The organism is Flavobacterium xanthum (genome assembly GCF_900142695.1).
Taxonomy (GTDB): Bacteria; Bacteroidota; Bacteroidia; order Flavobacteriales; family Flavobacteriaceae; genus Flavobacterium; species Flavobacterium xanthum.
The window spans coordinates 1-21,713 of record NZ_FRBU01000019.1; the positions used below are offsets into that span (position 1 = coordinate 1).

The 21,713-nt window shown below is 34.2% G+C and carries 18 protein-coding genes; 12 read left to right on the forward strand and 6 right to left on the reverse strand.

The genetic code is table 11. From position 1 onward, the window contains the following. Positions 1-360 precede the first annotated feature (360 nt). Positions 361-675 carry an HPF/RaiA family ribosome-associated protein gene (locus tag BUC11_RS09330; protein ID WP_066079491.1) on the forward strand — a complete coding sequence of 105 codons (315 nt, stop codon included), beginning with the start codon at positions 361-363 and terminating at the stop codon, positions 673-675. A 95-nt stretch (positions 676-770) separates the two neighbouring features. Here BUC11_RS09330 and BUC11_RS09335 read toward each other — a convergent pair whose 3' ends face one another. Next, positions 771-2,348, reverse strand: a complete 1,578-nt coding sequence (locus tag BUC11_RS09335; RefSeq protein WP_073353569.1) for a L,D-transpeptidase family protein — start codon at positions 2,346-2,348, stop codon at positions 771-773. A 503-nt stretch (positions 2,349-2,851) separates the two neighbouring features. Here BUC11_RS09335 and BUC11_RS09345 point away from each other — a divergent pair. Both BUC11_RS09345 and BUC11_RS09350 read left to right on the forward strand, forming a co-directional pair. Then, on the forward strand, positions 2,852-5,308 hold the full coding sequence (locus BUC11_RS09345) for an AsmA family protein (RefSeq protein ID WP_073353571.1): 2,457 nt from the start codon (positions 2,852-2,854) through the stop codon (positions 5,306-5,308). A 13-nt stretch (positions 5,309-5,321) separates the two neighbouring features. After that, positions 5,322-5,831 carry a nuclear transport factor 2 family protein gene (locus BUC11_RS09350; protein ID WP_073353572.1) on the forward strand — a complete coding sequence of 170 codons (510 nt, stop codon included), beginning with the start codon at positions 5,322-5,324 and terminating at the stop codon, positions 5,829-5,831. Between the two features lie 2 nt (positions 5,832-5,833). Here BUC11_RS09350 and BUC11_RS09355 read toward each other — a convergent pair whose 3' ends face one another. After that, complete coding sequence (locus BUC11_RS09355) at positions 5,834-7,438, reverse strand: L,D-transpeptidase family protein (protein WP_073353574.1); 1,605 nt, start codon at positions 7,436-7,438, stop codon at positions 5,834-5,836. A 179-nt stretch (positions 7,439-7,617) separates the two neighbouring features. On the opposite strand from BUC11_RS09355, the gene trmB reads away from it, so the two are divergent. Genes trmB through BUC11_RS09370 form a run of 3 tightly spaced genes read left to right on the forward strand, consistent with a single transcriptional unit; the run spans position 7,618 to position 9,352 of the window. Further along, the gene (gene trmB / locus BUC11_RS09360) at positions 7,618-8,295 is read left to right on the forward strand and encodes a tRNA (guanosine(46)-N7)-methyltransferase TrmB (RefSeq protein WP_073353575.1); all 678 of its coding nucleotides are present in this window, start codon (positions 7,618-7,620) and stop codon (positions 8,293-8,295) included. Between the two features lie 42 nt (positions 8,296-8,337). Next, entirely contained in the window at positions 8,338-8,973 is a 636-nt protein-coding gene (locus BUC11_RS09365) for a LysE family transporter (RefSeq protein WP_073353577.1), read from the forward strand. Between the two features lie 52 nt (positions 8,974-9,025). Beyond that, positions 9,026-9,352, forward strand: a complete 327-nt coding sequence (locus BUC11_RS09370; protein WP_073353578.1) for an MGMT family protein — start codon at positions 9,026-9,028, stop codon at positions 9,350-9,352. 131 nt (positions 9,353-9,483) lie between these two features. Here the strand turns inward: BUC11_RS09370 and BUC11_RS09375 are convergent, their stop codons facing one another. After that, positions 9,484-10,833, reverse strand: coding sequence for a sensor histidine kinase (locus BUC11_RS09375; protein ID WP_073353580.1), 1,350 nt, complete (start codon positions 10,831-10,833; stop codon positions 9,484-9,486). Then, a complete protein-coding gene (locus BUC11_RS09380) occupies positions 10,833-12,182 on the reverse strand; it encodes a sigma-54-dependent transcriptional regulator (protein WP_073353652.1) in 1,350 nt (449 codons plus the stop codon). Before BUC11_RS09380 ends, BUC11_RS09375 begins: the two co-directional genes overlap by 1 nt. 158 nt (positions 12,183-12,340) lie before the next feature. Between BUC11_RS09380 and BUC11_RS09385 the strand changes: the two genes are divergently transcribed. The 6 genes from BUC11_RS09385 (at position 12,341) to BUC11_RS09410 (ending at position 19,092) form a co-directional block, all read left to right on the forward strand. Further along, positions 12,341-13,579 (forward strand): efflux RND transporter periplasmic adaptor subunit, encoded by a 1,239-nt coding sequence (locus BUC11_RS09385; protein WP_084129597.1) that lies wholly within the window; start codon positions 12,341-12,343, stop codon positions 13,577-13,579. Positions 13,580-13,636: 57 nt separating this feature from the next. After that, the gene (locus BUC11_RS09390; protein WP_073353581.1) at positions 13,637-14,338 is read left to right on the forward strand and encodes an ABC transporter ATP-binding protein; all 702 of its coding nucleotides are present in this window, start codon (positions 13,637-13,639) and stop codon (positions 14,336-14,338) included. A 138-nt stretch (positions 14,339-14,476) separates the two neighbouring features. Next, entirely contained in the window at positions 14,477-16,894 is a 2,418-nt protein-coding gene (locus BUC11_RS09395) for an ABC transporter permease (protein ID WP_073353655.1), read from the forward strand. A gap of 210 nt (positions 16,895-17,104) precedes the next feature. Beyond that, positions 17,105-18,235, forward strand: coding sequence for an Mrp/NBP35 family ATP-binding protein (locus tag BUC11_RS09400; protein WP_073353583.1), 1,131 nt, complete (start codon positions 17,105-17,107; stop codon positions 18,233-18,235). A gap of 100 nt (positions 18,236-18,335) precedes the next feature. Beyond that, positions 18,336-18,575 (forward strand): NifU family protein, encoded by a 240-nt coding sequence (locus BUC11_RS09405; protein WP_073353585.1) that lies wholly within the window; start codon positions 18,336-18,338, stop codon positions 18,573-18,575. A 199-nt stretch (positions 18,576-18,774) separates the two neighbouring features. Further along, positions 18,775-19,092 carry a 2Fe-2S iron-sulfur cluster-binding protein gene (locus BUC11_RS09410; RefSeq protein WP_066079526.1) on the forward strand — a complete coding sequence of 106 codons (318 nt, stop codon included), beginning with the start codon at positions 18,775-18,777 and terminating at the stop codon, positions 19,090-19,092. Positions 19,093-19,277: 185 nt separating this feature from the next. Here the strand turns inward: BUC11_RS09410 and BUC11_RS09415 are convergent, their stop codons facing one another. Continuing rightward, entirely contained in the window at positions 19,278-20,060 is a 783-nt protein-coding gene (locus tag BUC11_RS09415) for a DUF3050 domain-containing protein (protein ID WP_073353586.1), read from the reverse strand. 92 nt (positions 20,061-20,152) lie between these two features. Then, positions 20,153-21,331: an acyl-CoA dehydrogenase family protein gene (locus BUC11_RS09420; protein WP_073353588.1), complete on the reverse strand. Its 1,179-nt coding sequence runs from the start codon at positions 21,329-21,331 to the stop codon at positions 20,153-20,155. Positions 21,332-21,713 lie beyond the last annotated feature (382 nt).

Below are 21,713 nucleotides of genomic sequence, written 5' to 3' on the forward strand. Positions count from 1 at the left end.
GCTTATAACGAATCTTAAAAATTCGATTATAAGCGTTTTTTTTGGTCTATAAAAATGACACAAATCAAAACAGACGATGTTTTTCAGTGCCCTCCGAAAGATTGGTGTTTTTTTATGCGCTATTTCTAAAAAAATCGAGTAGATAAGTTGCAAGCAGAAGAGAAGATCTTGTTCCACTTGGCCTATTTTCCTCGATCATAATTAATTGTTTGAAAAAGAGAATAAAGCAAATCCCTTAATTCTAAACCTACCTTGAATCCATTTCTTTTGTCCTTAATTTTCACAATGTTTTACTAATGCAGTCGTTTTTTGAAACTTCGTTCGTTAAATTTGAAAGACAATCATTAAATAAATAAAAACATGACAGTACAAATCAACACAGACAATAACGTAGAAGGGAACGCACGATTGAAAGCGTATATTTCAGATGAATTAGGAACCGCTTTAGCACGTTTTGAAGATAAAATTACCCGTTTAGAAGTGCATCTTGGAGACGAAAATAGTGCCAAGTCTGGACTCGATGACAAACGATGTCTTATCGAAGCCAGACCAATTAATATGCAGCCCTTAGCCGTTACAAATTACGCCGATACTACCGAGAAAGCATTTCACGGAGCCTTGGACAAAATTAAAAAAGTGTTGGAAACGACTTTCGAAAAAAAGAAAACATATTAAACAAGTACCTTTAGGTAAATAAAAAGAAATGACACTGACTTTTAAATAAGGCAGTGTCATTTTTTTTGGTTATCATTTGTGAGCAAATCAAACACTTATTTGTCAAACAATAATGTTGCTAACGTTTCATCCCTTTTATAGACATCCTCATAAAAATGAATGACGCCTTCCGTATCTACCCAAGCGGTAAAATAACCAATATAGACTGGGATTTTGTTTTTAAGCGTGTACCAATATTCCTCTCCATCATGCATCGCGGTCTCTATCTTCTCTGGATTCCATTTTGGATCATTTTTCATAATTATGGCTGCAAGTTCTTTTGGCTTGGCTACACGAATACATCCGTGGCTGAAAGCACGGTCTTCTTTTCCAAATAAACTTTTGGATGGGGTGTCGTGCAAATAAATTGCATTCGAATTGGGAAATAAAAATTTTACTAATCCCAATGAGTTTTCGGGTCCAGGTCGCTGTCTAACATAACTATCTTTCCATTCCATGTCATGTTCTTCTAAATAATTTGGATTTTTCTCAATGGCAGGAAGGATTTCTTTTTTGAGAATGCTTGTTGGTACATTCCAATAAGGTCGGAACACGATGTATTTCATTGGTGCACTAAAAATTACGGTTTTGTGCATTGCTTTTCCTACTACAACCTTAGAACGCAACTCTGGTTCGCCATCTCTAAAAAAAGTCAGTTCATAGGCAGGAATGTTGACCACAATCAATTCTTTAGATTTAGTAATATCATTGGATATCCATCGACAACGTTCCATATTAACCATGATGGTTTTGATGCGTTCCGCAACAGGCACGTTCATATATTTAATATGTTCCGGCAAAATCGTTTTGTTGAGGGTATTGCCACTTCTCTTTTTAAATTTCAAAATTCCAGTAGCTAATTCGGAATCATACACGGCACTTTTGGAATCACTAGACATATCATCGGTGATAAACAAACGTGTTCTGATTTGTGCAACAGCAGCAGCGCTGTCTCCAGGTTTATAGGATTTAACATTTGGATCAAGAGCAATTGCTTTCCATCCGCCTTTTTTTTCTATTTTGCGGTATTCCTGTAAAACATCTTTTAAAAGGAAATATTGCTTCAAAACACCTTTTTCTTCTTTGTTAATTAATGCAGGATTGATTAACAATGAATCTAAGTAACTCACATAAGATTGTCTTTTTCGAGGTAAAAACCATCCTAAATCTTTTGTTTTCTGAATGTCGATTCCGTCATATACTTTATCAGCATAAAAAAAGTACAAGGCAGAACTCAGCAACTCCGTTTCAATACTAGCCTTTTGATTGTCATCCGGATTATCGTAGATGTCGTCTAATTTTTCTTTATACGGAATGGCAGTTTCAATTCCTTCCAGATTCATGCTATTCACTTTGCTGTAAAGCAAACCGGCAAATTCATTTAAGCCGTCCTTATCAAACCAGATATAATGAAATTCATGTTTGCGGTACAATTGCTCAACATCGCCTCGATAGTTTTTTAGCTTTGGATATTTACCAAAGAAGGTCCCAATTTGAGTACTGTCAAAAGGTTTTTCAATTTCGTTTAAACGCGCTGGTGCCATCGCAACCTCTTTATTTTTCTTTTTGCAAGAAACAACAGTAAACAGTAGTGTAAAAACAACAACGAATAATAGGGGAAATAATTTTTTCATGATTCAATTTTAATTCGTGAAGAATGGATGGTTGGCAGTACAAAAATACATCAAATCAAGTACGGTAGTATCGGTTGCAAAGGAGCTGTATCATTGAACATGGAACACGTACTTATTATGTAGAGGTGTAAATAATAGAAAATAACGTATAAATATCTAATAATAAAATATTTGAGATTTAAAGATTGTTGTTTAGCAGATTATTTTCATCAAATATTTTTTTATTAATCCAAAAATTATGAAATAAATAGTATTCGTTTTTGTAAATTTTTGGCTGTTTTTATCTTTTATAGCTGTAGGGTAAAGCCTTATTTCAGAGTGTACTACCTTTTTTAAAGCAGCTGTTATTCGCTAATAAATAAGGGGCTTTTCCAAGTTCTTTATCATTAATAGTACTGCGCTCGAACTGTGGCGTAAAAATTTGAATTGTAATTTGTAGTTTGAAATCAATAAGAGCATCAGTTTTTATAGTATCTTGTATTTTAAACAGTAAAGGAGTACGCATGAATCAATTTTGGCAGGGCGCAAGAACTTATTTTAAAACGGCAAGTTTCAGGAAAGTAAGCAAAAGAATTGGTTATTTCTTTGCGGGATTAGTTGTGCTTATTTTTATATCTTCAGCGGTTGTGGCACTTTATTTTAATACTAATAAAGCAGAAATTGTAACCCAAATCAATGCTAAGATCAACGAAAATATTACCGGCACAATCCACATTGGAGCTATTAAATATAAATTCTTAAAGGGGTTTCCCAACATGACTTTGGCGTTGAGCCAAGTTGAATTGAAGGATAGTTTGTGGGTCTTTCATAAACGTACACTACTCAAGGCACAACAAATTGAGATTAGAATTGATCTTTGGGACTTGCTTTCAAATGAGATTAACATCAACAAAATCGAAATTCAGCAAGCAACTTTGCATTTGTTTAAAGGAAGAAATGGAATTGTAAACACGCATATATTTAAGGCTAAGCCAAAAGGCAAAAAATCAAAAAGCGCTACAACGTCAGCCTTTGATGAGATCATAATGGATCAAGTTCATTTCATTTCTGAAAATCAATTGGGAAACAAGTTGTTTGATTTCGACATTCTTGCTTTACGAAGTAAAATTGCATTTAGTGACGGAAATTGGCATACGAACCTGTATCTGAAAACAGTAGCTAAAAGCATGGCTTTCAATACTAAAAGAGGGAGTTTTATTAAGAATAGTTTGGTGGAAGGAGTTTTGACAGTTGTTTATTCCAACTCTAAAAACCAGATTAGTATTGCCACCACTAATTTTGGAATTGGCCCTGAGTTTTTTGATATCAAGGCTCATTTTAGTTTGGATGCAAACAAATCTCCTTTTGATATGGCCATTAAAACCTCCATATTGTGGCGCGAAGCTTCTGCTTTATTGAGTGCTAATATTAGTGCTAAAATTAACCAATTTGACTTAAAAAACCCTATAAATGTGAGTTGCTCCATTATTGGGGACATGAATGCTAAAGGAGATCCAGAAATTATTGTAAAGACAAACATTAGGGATAATGAACTCAAAATACCGGACGGGATTATTACCGACTGTACTTTTGACGCAACGTTCACCAACCAATATAAAAAAGGAGCGGGTTGTAATGATGTTAATTCTACGATTACCCTGACCGATTTTTCAGGGAAATACAAAACGATTCCTTTTAAAATTCCCATCGGAATTATTTCTAATTTTGAAAAAACAACTGCGGCAGGAAGTTTTAAATCAGATTTTAATGTATCTCGATTGAATGAGATTGTGACTAAAGATTTTATCCATTTTTCTGATGGTCAAGCCAAAGTGAATCTGGAATTTAAATTTGATATCTTGGATTTAAAAATACAACAACCATTGTTTACTGGAAATGTAGACGTTAAAAATGCAACCGTAAATTATGGACCAAGAAATTTGACTTTCGTAAAAACAGATATTGAGCTTGATTTTACTGAAGAAGCACTTTTGATAAAAAAAATTAATTTCAAAGACCGTAAGAATAAGGTTTTTATGGAGGGGAAAATTGATAATTTTCTGACGTTGTATTATGAAAATCCTGAAAAAATGAATGTCAATTGGGATATTTATGCTCCTTTTCTGGATATAAAACAATTTGTAGGTATTATCACTAATTCAGGTCAAAAAGCATCTAAAAAGAAAAATACAAAAGATGATTTTTCATCTGAATTGTATGCTGTAATTGATAAATGCCAAGTGGTGCTGAATTTGAAAGCAGATCAGATGGTGTACAGTAAACTGGAGGCGACTAATGCTAAAGCTACCATCCTATTGGTAAATAATCAGTTAATCGTGAAGAATGGCTGGGTGCAAAGTTCTGGCGGTACAATCTCCTTTGACGGAAAATTGGTCCCAAAAGATGACCTTTTCTTTTTACAGTCAAACACAAAAATTAATCGTGTCGATATTGCCCGATTCCTGACTTCGTTGAATAATTTTGGAATTCAATCTTTTCAACCTAAAAACATTAAAGGGTTTCTCTCCGCTTCCACCTCGGTGCAAGGAACGCTTCTCTCTGGTGGACAATTGAAAACAAATTCATTGGCAGGCAGTGCTAAATTTAAAATAGACCAAGGAGCATTGATTGATTTTGAACCCATCACTGCGATAGGTAAATATGCTTTTCCGTTTAGAGACGTCAATAATATTGTGTTTAGAAACCTATCTGGTAATTTTGACATAAATGGTGCTTTAGTTGGGGTAAAAGATTTGAAAGTAAGCTCTAACGTTTTGAATTTGGATGTGAATGGTGTTTATTCCTTTGGGAGAGGGACAAATTTGGCTTTGACGACACCGCTTAGAAATCCTAAAAAGGATGAGTTGATCACCGATAAAGTTGAAAGAGCTGAAAAGCGAAATAAGGGAATTGTATTGCATTTACTAGCAGTTGATGAAGAGGGAAAAATAAAAATCCGATGGGATAAAAACCATGAATAAATAGCAAAAAGGTATGAAACAAATAGTGATTTTACTGATTATTATGACTTTGTCAGGTTGCAAAAGTACGATGGTGAATCAAGCAAGCTTAAAAGCAAACAGCAATGCTACGCTTGATGCATGGCACAAAGCCGCAGCAGATGCGGATTACAATGCCTATTTTAATTTAATGACTGATGATGCTGTTTTCATAGGTACCGATGCGACAGAGAATTGGAATAAGACCGCATTTCAAGCATACGCGAAACCACATTTCGATAAAGGTAAAGCGTGGAGTTTTACTACTTTGGAACGGCATATTTATTCTGATGCAACGGGTAAAATAGCTTGGTTCGATGAATTGTTGAATACCCAAATGAAGATTTGCCGGGGTTCAGGTGTTTTGGTAAAAATAGATAAAGAGTGGAAAATACAGCAGTATGTGTTATCAATGACAGTACCTAATGAAAATTCGAATGAAGTGATTAAGGTAAAAGCTTCACTGGAAGACATGATGATCAAAACATTAAAATCGAAACAGTAGTATTATTTGGAGTCATTGTCAAAAAGGAGTTCTGCTAAACGATCATCCCTTAAATAGATATCATTAAAAAAATTAATTTCGCCAGAATCATTGACCCAAGTAGTGAAATAACCCAAGTGAACTGGAATTTTATTTTTTAGATAGCAGGTAGTTTCCTTATCGCCATCCATCGCTTTCTTTATGCGTTCCACGGGCCAATCAGGATTGCTGTTTAAAATTAAATAAGCCAATTCTTGTGCCTTATTTATGTTGATACATCCATGACTATAGGCGCGGTACTCCGACTCAAATAAAGTTGTGGATGGTGAGTCGTGTAAGTATATGTCATTAGAACTGGGAAAGATAAATTTTACTTTTCCTAAAGGATTTTTTGGACCTGGTTTTTGTCTCACTCGACCCTTATTCCACTCCATGTCATTATCAATTAAGTAGTTTTTATCTCCATCCATCGCTGTTTTTATTTCGCTTTGAACAATACTTGTTGGGATATTCCAGTAGGGACTAAATACTAGATGACTAATCATACTGCTAAAAATAACGGTTTCATTCATGGTACTACCAACAAAAACATTTGATTCTAATTCGGTTTTGCCGTCTCTTTTAAAAAATAGTTTAAAAGAAGGGATGTTCACAATGATGTATTCCGGTGCTTTGTTAAGTTCTGGCGCAATCCAACGGCAACGTTCCATATTTACCATAATTGTTTTGATATAATTTTCAATAGGAATGTTTAGCCTTTGAATGTGGCTTGAGGTAATGATTGGATCTGATTTATAGCCATTTCTTTTTTTGAAATTTAGAATACCAGCCAGCAGCTCTTCATCGTAGCGATTGCTTTTAGAGTCTTGTTTTAAATCACCAGTGATAGCAAGTCGTTGCCTGATTTGAGCAATGGTTTTGGAAGTGTCACCTAGTTTGTATTCCCGTATTGAGGAGTCTTTAACAATTACGTTCCAGTCCCCATTTTGTTCCATTTGTTGGTATTTTTTTAACACATCGCGGAGTTTGTAATACTGTCCAAATAGCAAATTATCATCTTTTTCTAATGATTGTGGATCAGTTAATAAAGACTGCAGTAGAGTGGCGTAAGAAAGGTTTTTTGGGGGTATAAACCAGCCAATTTCCCTTATTTTTTCAGGATCAATGCCCTTGTAAACTTTTTTGGCATAAAAAATAAACATTGTGGATAGCAGTAATTCAGTTTCAGTAGGAGTGAGAGTTGGCGTTACTTGTTTATTAAAAATGAGAGCAACTTTATCTTTGTAGGCAAAGCTTGACTTTAAGCCTTCCTGCTCGAGTTGATCTACTTTGGCTTGGAGTAAATGGGCAAACTCTATAATTCCTTCCTTGTCAAACCACACGGAATGGTAGTTTCGTTTTTTGTATAAAGCCAATACATCCAATTTGTGTTTTTTTAAATTAGGATATACTTTAAAAAATCTAGTAATGACTAAGCTGTCCACTTTGATATATGAGATGGTGTTTTTCTTTTTAGGGAGCGGTAGGTTCAAAGAAGGTTTGTTACTTGTTGTGTTTCTTAGACCGAAAGCGCTAGAATTTAAAAAGCTGAACAACAGTAGTATAATAAATAAAATAAGGTTTTTCATGGCCTGATTATTTATCTAAAGGTAAACAAAAATTTCCTTGATAGAAAGCGAATTAACAACTAGGGCATAGGTTGAAAGGATGAAAATAGGATGCTGGTGAAAAACGTTTTTTCATTTTTTTACCGCGATGGCATTCGGTCTTATATAATTCCTTAATTTTGCCGAAATATTGTAAAAAAGTGGGAAGCAAAAATAAATTAAAAAGATTCAAGGAAAACGAAACATTCACAAATGTTTTTCAACCAACTAGAGAGGAAGTAGTAGGAGATTTATTTCCCCTTAGAGGAAAATGGAATTCTGAATTTTTCAGAAATGATAATCCCCTAGTGCTAGAATTAGGTTGCGGAAAAGGAGAGTATGCGGTAGGTCTTGCCGAAAGATATCCCAATAAAAACTTTGTTGGAATAGATATTAAGGGAGCCCGTTTTTGGCGCGGTGCCAAAACTGCAGTTGAAACCGGCCTTCATAATGTGGCGTTTATCCGAACTCAAATTGAATTAATCAATCATATTTTTGCTGAAAATGAAGTAGACGAAATTTGGATTACTTTTCCAGATCCACAAATAAAATACAAAAGGACAAAACACAGAATGACAAATTCAGAGTTTTTGCAATTGTATAAAAAAGTACTTAAAAAAGACGGTGTTGTAAACTTAAAAACCGACAGTGAATTTATGCATGGTTATACTTTAGGATTGTTGCATGGGGAAGGACACGAGGTTTTGTATGCCAATCATAATGTATATGTAAATGAAGGAAGTCCAGAGGAAGTGACTGCTTTTCAAACTTTTTATGAGAAACAATATTTGCAAGTTAACAAAGCAATTACGTATATTCGATTCAAAATTAAACAATAGTTTTATATTTGAAATAGATTTTTTTGATTTTGCACTTGGCCTATGAATTTAATTACTTCCTTGTTTTTGGGTTTCGTTACTGCCTTCGTAGGGATTACACCTCCGGGATTGATTAATATGACAGCTGCCAAAGTGAATCTTAAAGAAGGAAAAAGAAGTGCTTTTTGGTTTGTCTTAGGAGCCGTAATTGTAATTTTCTTTCAAGCTGCACTAGCCATATTTTTTGCCCAGTTTATTAAGGAACGACCAGATGTAATTGTTTTATTGCGGGAAGTAGGTTTTGGGATTTTTTCAGCATTAACAATCTATTTTTTGTTGATCGCTAAAAAGCCAAAAAAGAAAAAAGGTAAAATTAAAAAAAAGAGTACCTCCACCCGTTTTTTTCTCGGAATGCTGCTCTCAGCACTGAATTTTTTTCCTATTCCTTATTACGTCTTTGTAAGTGTAACTTTAGCGTCGTACAATCTCTTTTACTTTGATACTGCACACGTTTTTATTTTTGTTTCAGGAGTGGTATTAGGTTCTTTTTTGGTATTCTATTTCTATATTACCTTTTTCCAAAAAATACAAGATAAAACAGATTATTTGATGCGTAATATGAATACTATTATTGGAAGCATCACAGGATTTATATCATTAGTTACCTTGATCAATATCATACGGTATTATCTAAAGTAATTTCCGTAAATTAAAACTTAAAAATAGATACCCTTATTATCCTTTTGGAAGCATGGCAAACGATAATTTTTTCGAAAGAGTATATGCAATTGCGAGGCAAATTCCATTTGGGAAAGTCACTTCGTACGGAGCAATTGCTAAATCTTTAGGAACTGCTCGTTCAGCTAGAATGGTGGGTTGGGCGATGAATGCTTCGCATAATCTGGACGATGTACCTGCACATCGGGTAGTTAACAGAAAGGGATTACTGACAGGGAAATTGCATTTTGACGGAACGAATCTCATGCAGCAATTATTAGAAAATGAAGGGATAGTTGTGGTTGATAACCAGATTGTAGATTTCGAAAAGCATTTTTGGCAGCCGCCAATGACTGAATAGGAATCTGAATTCAATTGATTAACTAGTTTATATAACAGAGACATTCATTCATTAGTAAGTAAAAAACGGCTGTTCTGTACTGAAATCTTAAGCGTAATTCCTTTAAATTCCCGCATCAACACCCTCCCGTTTTAACTGTTTCCTTGAATAAAACAGATGGTGAAATGCGTTTTACCTCCTGATAGGTCAGAATCAGTTTTATGACTCAAATAACCGCCGTGGGCTTCTATGATATTTTTCGAAAGCGTAAGTCCAATACCAGCGCCATTTTTTCTAGTAGTGAAAAAAGGGAGGAATATTTTGTCTGTAATTTCGCTTTCAATTCCTCCTCCATTATCAGATATGATGATGTAAAAACGATTATTTTGTGTTGCCGTAGTCAAGTGTATACTCTTTTCCTCTTTTTCTTTTAATGCAAAAACACTGTTGGTAATCAAATTGATAATTACTTGTTCTATTTGGTTTTTATCAAGGTCAATTATCTTATTTTTTTCGATTTCGTTGCTGATTTTTATATTTTCCGATTCGAAAATAGGAGACATCATTTTAAGACAATCTTCAAACAATAAATGAATTGGAGTTGGTTTTTTGTTTGGCGTAGGAAGCGCAGCGAGCTTCCGATAGTTCTCTACAAAAAACTGCAAATGATCACTTCTGTTGATAATGGTCGAAATGCTGCTTTTGATGTCTTCAAAATCTTCGGTTTCTAAATGGTCTTGGTCTACGATTTGTAGTAAATTTTGCGAAAGCGATCGAATGGGCGTCAGGGAATTCATTAATTCGTGAGAGATGATTTTCATCAAATTAATCCAAGCTTCTTTTTCTTTTTTCTCAATAACGCGCTGGATGCTGTCAAGCAGAATAATAAAGTAGTCTTTATTAAACGATTTTGTTAACGAAGTCTGCAACAGAAACGTTTGTGTGTCTTGCTGTTCGATTTTAATGTTTATGGACATTTTTAATTCGTTGAAGCCGGTATTTTCAATTTCTTGGCAAAGCGACGGCAGATAATTTTTTAGATAAATCCAATTTGTCACTTTCGGGACACTGAAAAGCGTCGAAAAGCAATCGTTCATCAGGAAAATATTCCAGTTGTCATGCTCTTTTTCTAAAATTATAACAGCGGTGTCGATATTGTTTATAATCGAGCGATATATTAATTCTTTTGAACTTAGGTCGTGTTGCTTCTCTTTCAGAATATCATACAACAGACATAAATTTTTATAATCTCCTTCTTTGCATGCAGCAGGGAAACTAGCAGAAAAGTCGTTGTTAAGTATCGAAATTATGGTTTTGTCATAAAAATTATATTTCTTTTTTATAAACGAATACATTTCGCCACCGATTAAAAGAGCAAAAACTAAAATAAGAACGCCACTATACAAATAGCTGTTTCCAAATAATAGAAGTGAAAAAGCAAGTGTTACAATGACAATAATAACTCTTGCAAAAAGCATATTGTAAAATTTCCAGCTATTCATTAGTCATTGTTTTTAATATCGTATTTTTCAAGTCTACGGTACAACGAAGCTCTCGATAAACCCAATTCTTCGGCGGTTTTGCTGATGTTTCCGTTATTTTTAAAAAGAGATCTTTCGATAGCATTTTTTTCTATTTCAGATAAGGGATGTTCCTCCGTTGTTAGTTTGTATTCAAAGTTGAGTAAGTCTAAATCAGTTACCGAAATCGTATTGTGATCTGACATAATCAAAGCTCTTTCAATCTTATTTTCTAATTCTCTAATGTTTCCTTTCCAAGGATAGCGTTCCATATATTCTGCGACATTGGAGTCAAAACAGACATCGTTTTGGTTGTATTTTTCGCCTAATTGTTTTAGAAGGAAGTGCGCCAGTGGTGTAATATCGTCTTTTCGCTCTCGCAAAGGCGGCAGGTTTATTTCCATGGTATTAATACGATACAACAAGTCTTCTCGAAATGTTTTGTTTGCAACTTCTGCTTTGATATCGCTGTTAGTTGCTGCTATGATTCTTACATTTAATGGTCGCGGTTTGCTTTCGCCTAGTCGGGTGACTTTCTTTGTTTGTAAAACATGCAATAGTTTTGATTGCAAATGCAAAGGGATGTTACCTATTTCGTCTAGAAAAATAGTTCCATTATCGGCTATTTCAAATCGTCCCGGAGTATCGGTTTTAGCATCGGTAAAAGCACCTTTGGCATAGCCAAAAAGTTCACTTTCAAATAAGTTTTCGCTTAACGAACCCAAATCAATGTGAATGAATGGTTTGTCTTTTCGGTCTGAATGCTGATGTATATGTTCAGCAAATACAAATTTACCTGTTCCGTTTTCTCCTAAAATAAGGACATTAGCATCTGTTTTTGCTACTTTTTCAGCAATGGAATACGCTTGTTTTATTTTGTAGGAACTTCCAATAAAATGTTTTTTAGGAGCGGGTTCTGAGTTTAATGTTCGATTGAGTTTTCGACTTTCAACAATGGCTTTATCTATAATGGAGAGTAATTTTTCGTTATCCCAAGGTTTTAAAATATAATCAAAAGCACCTATTTTCATGCCTTCTACTGCGGTTTCTATTTTGCCAAAAGCGGTCATCAATAGCACAACTGTTTTTGGCGACAGTGTTTTTATTTCTTTCAGCAAGTGAATGCCTTCCCGTCCATCTTCAAAACCAATGCGGTAGTTCATATCCAAGAGAACAACATCGATTTGGTTTTCACCAAGGATTGTAATTATTTTTTTTGGATCATTTGTTGTAAAAATTTCTTCAAAATGCTTCTTCAAGATCATTTTTGCCGAAAAAAGAATTTCTTCTTGATCGTCAACAATAAGTATTTTGGCTTGTTTTTTTCGCATCATTATATGTTTTTGTTCACTTTTGAACGGAGGACTGTCCGTTTTTGAACATTTTATTTTTTAGATTTTTTGTAACCGTGTTGATAACCATTGTTTTAGGAATTATAAATCCTTTGGCATGCTTTTGTGTGTTGATAATCAGTAAATTATTAAAAAAAATGGACAAGGTTATTCCCCGTAAAAATAGAAAATTTAGGTACTTAACAATAGGATTTGTGAGTTTTTTAGTTGTTGGAGCAGTTGTTTATGCTTCGGTATCTAAAAAGCGAAGTTTAAATGTAAAAGCGGATGAACTATTGGTAAAAGAAGTTAGCCAAGAGTTTTTTGAAGATTTTATTATTTTTCAGGCCAAAGTGGAACCATTGAATTTGGTGTTGGTCAATATTATCGAAGGTGGTTCAGTCAAAGAAATTTTTGTTGAAAACGGAGTAATGGTGAAGCAAGGACAACCGCTAGCACGCATTTACAATCCGAATACAGAATTGCATTACTTGACGCAGGAAACAGCAATCATTGAGCAAATTAATAATTTGAATACCGGTAAACTTAATATTAGAAATCAAGAACTGAGTTTGACTAAAGATTTGGCTATAATTGAACATGATTATAACGATGCTAAGAGGGTGTATGATATGAATGCTAAATTATTTGAGAAAGATATAATAGCAAGAAATGATTGGAATTTGATAAAGGAAAGTCTGCGTTTTCAAGAAGAACGTAAAAGTAATATTCGTACGAGTATTCAAAAGGAGAAACAAACTAATCAAATACAGATTTCGCAAATTAATCGCTCGATACAAACGATGGAAATGAGCTTGGATATTCTAAGGAGTAATAAAAAAAACTTCTTGATTGCGGCACCAGTTTCAGGAAGATTAACTTCATTTGAACCTATTTTAGGAAAAACATTTCAAGCTGGAGAAAGTATTGGTAGAATTGATTCTCGCGAAGGCTACAAGTTGAGCGCGCAAGTAGATGAATTTTACTTGGAAAAAATTCGTGTGGGGTTGAAAGGCCAAATTGAATATAAGGGGAAAACAGTAGTCGTGTCTGTGGTAAAAGTGATTCCAGAGGTTAAAAACGGTCGTTTTCAGGTGGAATTGCTTTTTGATTCCAAAGAAGATTTAGCACTGCAAGACGGATTAAGTTTTGGCGTGAAGCTTATTTTATCTGAAAAGAATAAAATTTTGGTCATTCCAAAAGGAAGTTTCAATCAGGAAACCGCTGGAAAGTGGCTATTTGTTGTCAACGGAAGCAAAGGAGTAAGAAGAAATATAAAATTAGGTAGAGAAAATCCTTCTTATTATGAAGTGTTAGAAGGATTAAAACAAGGAGAAAAAGTAATAACGTCGTCTTATGCCGACTATAAAGAAGTCGAAGAACTGAATATACAGTAAAAACGGAATGCAGCTGTACTGCGTTCTTTAATCAAAAACATAAAAAACTATAAAAGGATGATAACAATTCAAAACCTAACCAAGATCTTCAGAACAGAAGAGTTAGAAACTTCGGCTTTAAGCGGGATAAATTTGCAAATCAATGAGGGAGATTTTCTTTCGATTATGGGCCCGTCGGGTTGCGGAAAATCGACATTACTTAATATCATCGGATTATTGGATAGTGCTTCAGACGGGAGTTATACCTTGTCTAACCAAGAAATGATTGGACTAAAAGAAAAAGGACGTTCTAGTGTTCGTAAGGAAAATATCGGATTTATTTTTCAGAATTTTAACCTTATAGACGAGCTTTCGGTTTATGATAATATCGAATTACCGTTAATCTACAATAACGTAAAGGCTTCGGAAAGAAGATTAAGAGTAGAAGCAATTGCCGAAAAATTAAACATTACGCATCGATTGAAGCATTATCCCCAACAACTTTCTGGTGGGCAACAACAACGTGTGGCTGTAGCGAGAGCTTTGATAAACGATCCTAAAATTATTTTGGCTGATGAGCCTACAGGAAATTTAGACAGTAAAAACGGAAATGAAGTTATGGAATTACTAACTGACTTACATGCCAAAGGTGCAACTATATTGATGGTTACCCATTCTGATTATGATGCGTCATTTTCTCAAAGAACCATTCTTATGAAGGATGGCGTTGTTTTCTCTGAAAAAATGAATCAAAGAAATGTAGATGTTTTTAAAATATAATAATTATGATACTATTAATCGTCGAATTCATTTTTGAATTGCTTTGCAACACACTCTTTCAATAAGCTACGATTTCAATCATCACACGAGCCAAAGTGGCGAACTGGCGAAGCAATCAAAATCAACGAATTAAAAATTATGGCACACAACTGGATAAAAATATTTATATACCACCTCAAGCAAAATAAACTGTTTTCGTTTCTCAATGTTTTGGGGCTGAGTATTGGGATTGCGGGGTTAATTTTTGCATTATTATATTGGAATGACGAGCATAGTTACAATGAATGGAATCCTGAAAAAGACACTGTTTTTCAGGTTTTGGTTAAATTAAGTGATTCGCCTGCTTCGTCAGATTGTTCTTTATTTCTAAAACCTGTTTTAGATAAAGACACTAATGTAGAAAGCATTATGTATGCTGACAGTTGGTATCAAAAGGATAAAATTATTTATAATGGAAAGAAAGAGTTTATAGATAAAATCATCAATGTAGAGCATAATTTCTTTTCTTTTTTCCCTTTCAAAATTATCAAGGGAGATGCTGTTTCAGCTTTAAAAGATGATTCCAGTATTGCTATTTCTGATGATATAGCCAAAAGAGTTTTTGGAGATGAAAATCCAATCGGGAAACAAGTAAAATGCTTAGACCACAGGTTTGTTGTGCGAGCCGTTTATCAAATTCCTGGGAATTCATCAATAGCACCAAATGCCGTAGTCAATAGAATGAAGGAATTGACGGCGACATATATGACAGCTCCTTTTGCTTTTAAATTATTAATAAAAGTCAAGGATCCATTAAAAATTGAGAATACAAGAAAGAGCCTAGAAAGGCTATATAATTATGATTTTATAATAAGAGTTGCAAAGGAGGCGGGCTTTACTCCTGAGGAAATGGCTAAGAAAATCGGTCATTTTACAGTTTTTATGGAACCTCTTTCAAAAGCAAGATTGCATTGTGTAGCGGATAGCTATCCTGAAGGTAGAGGTAATTATCAATTTTTGTTAATCATGATGAGTTTATCCATTTTGATTCTCATTTTATCCATTGTTAATTATATCAATTTGGCAACAGCCAATGCAATAAATCGAGCGAAAGAAGTTGGAGTCCGTAAAATTGTAGGTGCTTCTAAAGGCAACATTATAAGGCAATTTATTTTTGAAACTATTTTAATAAGCTTGTTTTCGGTTTTACTAGCATTAGTAATTGTAGAACTAACTATGCCTCATTATAACAACTTTTTAGACAAAAATCTTGTACTTCTAGGAAATCAATTTTACCTGCAATTAATTCTGATTTTTATAATTACAGTTTTGGTTGCAGGAATATTTCCAGCGATTTATGTATCCAATTTTGAAACTTTAAAAGTATTAAAAGGAAATTTTGGAAGAAGCAAAAACGGTATAGGATTGCGTAATGGAATGCTTATTTTTCAATTTGCAGTTGCTACTTTTTTTATTATTGGTTCTTACATTGTATATCAACAAGTTCAATACTTAAGCAATAAAGATCTTGGTTTTAAAGGAGACCAAGTGATTTCTGTACCATTACATTTTCCATCGTCAGATTATGAAGTAGAAAATGTTGGACAACATATTTACAATAAATACACCATTATAAAACAAGAATTAAGCAAAATTAAAGGAGTTAGACAAGCTTCAACTGGTCTTATGTCGTTTGATGGTTCAGACAATTCAATAACACCTGTTTTATATAACGACGAACTCTTTAAAGTGAAGAGCATAGCTTTAGACTTTGGGCTGTTTGAGATGTTAAATATAAAAATAGCAAAAGGTAGAAATTTTGACAGAAAACTAGCTTCGGATACGATTAATTCAGTGATGATAAACGAAACTGCTCTAAAATTAATGAACATTAAAAATCCAATTGCTAAAGAAATTATAGTAAGAAATAAAAATTTGAAAATTATTGGTATTATTAAAGATTTTAATCTGTTAAGTCCTGAAGAAAAAGTACCGCCAATTGTTTTTTATCATTTAAAAACGGTAGATATAGCTAGAAATATAGACAAAGTTTTCATAAAACTGGATTCTGATAATATGGAAAATACTATTGTGAATATCGAGAAATTTTGGAGAACAGTTGATAAAGAATACCCGTTTAAATACGATTTTGTAGATAAAGAATATGCCAGAACGTATGAAGGTTATGTTAAACAAAAAAACATCTTTTCATTGCTAAATGTAGTTGTCATTGGTATTGCTCTTTTTGGCTTGTTTGCTTTGGCTTCTTACTCCATACAAAGGCGTATGAAAGAAATTGCGATTAGGAAAGCATTAGGCGCAGATACGAATATGTTACTCAGAGAGCTGTCTGCGCAATACATTTTGTATTGCATTATCGGGTTTTTGATAGCGTTGTTTCCTGTTTATTATTTGCTAAATAAATGGCTTGAGAATTTTGCTTATCGAATAGATATTTCTATTTATCCCTTTATAATTGGATTTCTGGCTTTAATGTTACTCACTTTAATAGTTATTTTGTCTAAAGCCTATCAAGCAACAAAAGTTGATGTTCTAAAATATTTAAAATACGAATAATGTTTTAAGAAAAGTACTAATTAGACCCGTCAGCAATTCATTGCTAGTCGGGTTTGTGTCTTGTCAAATTAGGACTTATCGCCCTATCAATAAATCCAATCCAATTCCTTTATTTAAAGAACTTAATCCGCTATCTTTGTAATCTGAAATCAGTTTAAATAAAGATAATATTCTGGCGTTACATTGCCAATAGAAAACAATTAACTAAAAATGAAATTAGATAGAAAAGATATTCTTAAAGCTTTAGAAACGATTACTATAGCTGGAGAAGGAAAAAACATGGTGGAGAGTGGAGCAATTGCAAATGTAATTACTTTTGGCGATGAGGTTGTAGTTGATTTAGTTTTGCATACACCAGCCATGCATATTAAAAAACGGGCAGAAGAGGACATTAAAAAAGCAATTCTTGAATTAGTATCTGCTGCTGCAAAAATAAAAATCAATAGTAAAGTAGAGGTTCCGGACAAACCAGAAATTAAAGGGAAACAAATCCCTGGAATAAAAAATATCATAGGAGTAGCTTCTGGTAAAGGAGGAGTAGGGAAATCTACTGTTACTGCTAATCTAGCGGTGTCTTTAGCAAAAATGGGATTCTCAGTTGGGATCCTTGATGCTGATATTTACGGGCCGTCGATGCCTATTATGTTTGATGTTGAAAGCGAGAAGCCAATTTCTGTAACCGTTGATGGGAAATCAAAAATGAAACCTGTTGAAAGTTACGAAGTTAAAATTCTTTCTATTGGGTTTTTTACAGCGCCAAGTCAAGCAGTAATCTGGAGGGGACCTATGGCTTCAAAAGCGTTGAACCAAATGATATTTGATGCTGATTGGGGAGAATTAGACTTTATGTTAGTCGATTTGCCACCGGGTACTGGAGATATTCATCTTTCGATTGTACAATCATTGCCTATCACGGGTGTTGTAATCGTAAGTACGCCGCAAGCGGTTGCTTTGGCTGATGCCAAAAAAGGAGTTTCCATGTTTATGTCTGAAGCGATAAATGTTCCAGTTTTAGGAATTATAGAGAACATGGCCTATTTCACACCAGAAGAACTACCTGAAAATAAATACTACATTTTTGGAAAAGAAGGAGCTAGAAATCTAGCAGATGATTTAGAAGTACCGTTTTTAGGTGAAGTGCCCATAGTACAATCCATTCGAGAAGCAGGAGATTACGGCCGACCTGCAGCAATGCAAGCGGGTTCAATAATTGAAACTGTTTTTGAAGAAATTACGAGAAATGTAGTACGCGAAGTTATCAACAGAAATGAAAGTTTACCAGCCACAGAAGCGGTTAAGATTACAACGATGGCGGGTTGTTCAGCAGTGAAAAAAAATTAGAAAATTGACAATTAGAGAATTAGAAAAAGTAGAAATTAGGATCTTTTACATGATTTCTACTCTTTACATTTTCTACTCTTTAAATCTATAAACAAACAAAATGACAACAGAAGAATTAACAATAGAAGTTCAAAAGGCACTAGAAGAAATTAGACCCTTTTTAAATTCAGATGGTGGGGACATAACACTGATTTCTATCGAGGATGGTAAACACGTAAAAGTTCGCCTTGAAGGAGCCTGTACTAGTTGCAGTGTTAACCAAATGACACTGAGAGCCGGTGTGGAAACGACCATCAAAAAGTTTGCTCCCCAAATTGAAACTGTTGTAAATATCATGTAAATACGTTAAAATTTTCCCTTTAAAAGAAAATGCCCTTTTTAATAGGTATTAGATTTTTTTAAAAGGGGTATTCTTTTGATGATTTATTTGTGGTTTTTTTGTACTGTTAAAATCGCTAATTTCTAATTAAGGCGCTCAAATCTTCCACGACTTCCAGTACGCTATAAATTGATAACTAAACAATTCCAAATTTAAAAAAATGGATGTATTAATAAAAATTAAAGACAGAGAAGGAATAGTACATGAATTGCAAGCTCCTACAGATATGGCGATGAATATCATGGAATTATGCAAAGCTTATGAACTTCCTGTAGAAGGTACTTGTGGCGGAATGGCCATGTGTGCTTCTTGTCAATGTTATGTTTTAAACGATGTGGTCTTGCCAGAAATGGGTGATGATGAGGAAGCCATGTTGTCAGAGGCGTTTTATGTCAAGCCAAATAGCCGCTTAGGCTGCCAAATTCCAATAACGGAAAGCCTTGAAGGATTAGAATTAGAATTGGCTCCAGAGAATTAAAAAAAGGCGAGATAAAATTCTCGCCTTTATGAATTTGTATATTCCCAATTGTACCCAATAGTAAGTTCAGAAACTTCTAGCGACAAGCCTTTGAATAGTTGTTTGAGAACCAGTTTTGAAAGTTGTACTGCTGCAGGCGTTGTAATTTGTAAAAAAAAAGAGTTGGGTTTTTTAGTAAATTAATATTAAGCCAATTCAACATTCATCATAATGGTCTCTTCGATAGCATCCCAAAGGCCAATTCGTTTTTCTAAAGCTAGCTTGGAAACTTCCTCTACATCGGACCATTTTTGTGCATCTGTTCCGCATAATTCCGTGATCATTTTCATGGCCATAGGACCATGTTCATCAGCGTCTAATTCAATATGTCTTTCGAAATAATAAATAAGTTTAGTTAAATCCGTCTCGGGAAAATTGGCTTGAAAATTTCTTAGGATTTCGGTAAACATACTCGGAATTAAATCCTCGCGACCAAAAGTGAATGCAGCAGCAATTTCATGTGATTTTCCTTCTTCTATAACTCGGAATGTAAAATCTAAAAAAGCTTTGATATTAGGATGCAAATTGCTTTTTTTGATTGCAACAAATATGTTTTTAAGCGAATCTACCTCAGTTAAAAAATGTTCGATTCCACTGGTGTTCGCATCACAGGCTTTCATCGCTTCAATATACATCTCATAATGACTGGAGCGCTTTCCGTCTAATGTTAAATCAGATTCCTCCGCAACCACAATTTCGTTAATTAAATACCTAGTTTGTGGGTTTTCTGTTGCGAACCACGGAGTTGTTGTACACGTTAATTTAGACTGTAAAGCTTTTAACAAAGACATAAAGTCCCAAACCGCATAAACATGATTTTCTAAAAAACACTGTAAATCCTCAACGGTTTTTACTTTTTTGTATAAAGTATGTTGTAACAATAGTTCTTTTTGGGACTGAATACTATTGTTGATTGTTGCAATATTCATAGGTGGTATTTTTTATGTAAATATAAAAAAGCTTCTTGTTTCCAAGAAGCTTTTACTATCAATTTTATAAATACTTTAATAGTCGTTTACTACTATTTAAAAGCTGGAATTCCTGTGATATCCATACCAGTAATTAGTAGGTGTATGTCATGTGTTCCTTCATAGGTGATTACCGATTCTAGATTCATCATGTGTCGCATAATAGAATATTCTCCAGTTATTCCCATTCCTCCTAATATCTGTCTGGCTTCTCGAGCAATGTTAATTGCCATGTCTACGTTATTTCTTTTTGCCATCGAAATTTGAGCGGTTGTTGCACGTCCTTCATTTCTTAAAACACCCAATCTCCATGTTAATAATTGTGCTTTTGTGATTTCAGTAATCATTTCGGCCAATTTCTTTTGTTGCAATTGCGTTCCTGCAATGGGTTTGTCAAACTGTATTCTCTCCTTTGCGTAGCGTAAAGCGGTATCGTAACAATCCATCGCGGCACCTATAGCACCCCATGCAATTCCGTATCGCGCTGAATCAAGACAACCAAGTGGCGCTCCTAATCCTGATTTATTAGGCAATAAATTTTCTTTTGGTACTTTGACATTATCAAAAATTAATTCCCCTGTTGAAGAGGCTCGAAGCGACCATTTGTTATGTGTCTCAGGAGTAGAAAAACCTTCCATGCCACGTTCTACAATTAAACCGTGAATTCTTCCTTCTTCATTTTTTGCCCAAACTATAGCAATATCAGCAAAGGGAGCATTTGAAATCCACATTTTGGCACCATTCAATAAATAATGGTCACCCATATCTTTAAAGTTGGTGATCATGCTTCCTGGATCTGAACCGTAATTGGGTTCAGTTAATCCAAAGCAACCCATAAATTCACCGGTAGCTAACTTAGGTAGGTATTTAACACGTTGTTCCTCGTTTCCGTATTTCCAAATAGGATACATCACGAGAGAAGACTGCACAGATGAAGTGGAGCGAACACCAGAATCGCCACGTTCAATTTCTTGCATGATCAGCCCGTAGGAAATTTGGTCTAAACCAGCTCCGCCATATTCCTGAGGAATATATGGGCCAAAGCCACCTATTTCACCTAACCCTTTAATAATTTGTTTTGGGAATTCTGCTTTTTGAGCATATTCTTCTATAATTGGGGACACTTCACGTTTTACCCATGCTCGGGCAGAATCACGAACTAATTTGTGTTCTTCTGTTAGTAAATCGTCTAGGTTATAGTAATCTGGAGATTGAAATAAGTCTGGTTTCATGGTTTTATGAATTTTATAGAGCACAAATTTACATAAAGAAATATAACAAAAGCATTAACAATTGTTATATTTTTCTATATTTGATTTGCTTACTCATGCAATTTAGTTCTAAAGTACAACAAAAGTTTAAATTAAATTGGAAACTGAGGGAATTTAGGTTTTGTTTAAAAGATTTTTTTTACATATTCAAATAAAACTCCTGAGTCACTTCTACATATTCTGGAGTGTAAATATGTCTTGAAGTTTCGATGATTAATTCGTCAGTTAAAAAATCTGTACTTTCTGTAATCACAGTTTTTCAACGATTCGTTCGACCTTGAGGTTTTTCAGCTTAATGTTATTCAGATATAGATTTTTCGAGTAATTGAGTAGTGCAAATTTT